The organism is Myxococcus sp. AB025B (assembly GCF_006518215.1).
Lineage (GTDB): Bacteria > Myxococcota > Myxococcia > Myxococcales > Myxococcaceae > Myxococcus > Myxococcus fulvus.
Window position 1 is genome coordinate 1 of the sequence record NZ_SRLW01000636.1, and the last position, 1,273, is coordinate 1,273.

At 65.7% G+C, this 1,273-nt stretch carries 1 protein-coding gene; it reads right to left on the minus strand.

Annotated elements, in window-relative coordinates; translation table 11 throughout:
- Positions 1-31: 31 nt before the first annotated feature.
- Positions 32-1,221, minus strand: a protein-coding gene (locus tag FL311_RS43220) for an IS3 family transposase (RefSeq protein WP_228557482.1) whose coding sequence is annotated in 2 segments (ribosomal slippage) — positions 32-930 and positions 930-1,221 — 1,191 coding nt in all. Because the reading frame shifts where the segments join, the coding sequence is not laid out codon by codon here.
- Positions 1,222-1,273: the final 52 nt, after the last annotated feature.

Consider the following 1,273-nt stretch of genomic DNA (forward strand, 5'->3'; position numbering starts at 1 on the left):
TGGGCTTGCCCCGATTTCGTGGACAGGTTCGTTAAGCTGCCGCACTTCGGGTTGAGGCGTTCCGCTCGTACTCCTCGGGGCTGACATAGCCGAGTGCGGAGTGCCTGCGACGGCGGTTGTACCACGCCTCGATGTACTCAAACAGCGCCCGCTTCGCCTCCTCGTGCGTCTGGAAGCTGCGCTCGTAGACGAGCTCCATCTTCAGCGAGGAGAAGAAGCTCTCCACCACCGCGTTGTCCCAGCAGTTGCCCTTCCTCGACATGCTGCAGGTGATGCCCTTCTGCTTCAGCAGCCCGCGGTAGTCCTCGCTCGCGTACTGGCTGCCGCGGTCCGAGTGGTAGAGGTCCGGCGCGGGGCGGTTGAGCAGTGCCATGCCCAGCGCGGACAGCACGAGCTGGCGGTCGATGGTGTCGCTCATCGCCCAGCCCACCACCTTGCGGCTGAAGAGGTCCAGCACCACGGCCAGGTACAGCCATCCCTCGGCGGTCCAGACGTAGGTGATGTCACCGGCCCATTTGCTGTTGGGCTGCTCGGGGGAGAAGTCGCGCTCGAGCACGTTCGGAGCCACGGGGTGACCGTGAGCCGAGTCCGTGGTCTTCACGAAGCGGCGGCGAGCTCGGGCTCGCAGCCCCTTCTTGCGCATCAGGCGGGCCACGCGCTTCCTGCTGACGCGGTAGCCTCGGGCGCGCAGCTCCCGGAACACGCGAGGGCTGCCGTAGCGACGTCGGCTCTCCTCGTGGACGTCGGCGACGACCTCGGCCAGCTCCCGGTCGTTCGTCTTGCGCGCGGACTCCGGGCGGCTGGCCCAGGCGTAGTAGCCGCTGCGAGACACCTCCAACTGCTCGCACATGAAGGCAATCGGGAAGTGGGCCTTCTGCGCGTGGATGAACGTGAACTTCACGTCGTCTCCTTCGCGAAGAAGGCCGCCGCTTTTTTTAGCAGCTCTCGCTCCATTCTCAGCTGGCGGTTCTCTGCTCGCAGCCGAGCGAGTTCCTCCCGTTCATCCTGGAGGAGTGCCCCTGGCTTTCCTTCGCCGCGCGCTTGCTTCGCCTGCTCCACCCACGTACGCAGGGCGGACTCCGTGAGGTCCAGGTCCCTGGCCACTTCCGGGATGCCCTTGCCCTCGGCCAGCACCAACTTCACCGCGCCGTCCTTGAACTCACGCGTGAACTTCCGGCGCTGCCTCCGGCTCTTCTTCTGCTTCGCGTCACTCGCCGACATTGGACACCCTTTCCATCACATCTCGGGTGTCCACGGAATCGGGGCAGGCTCA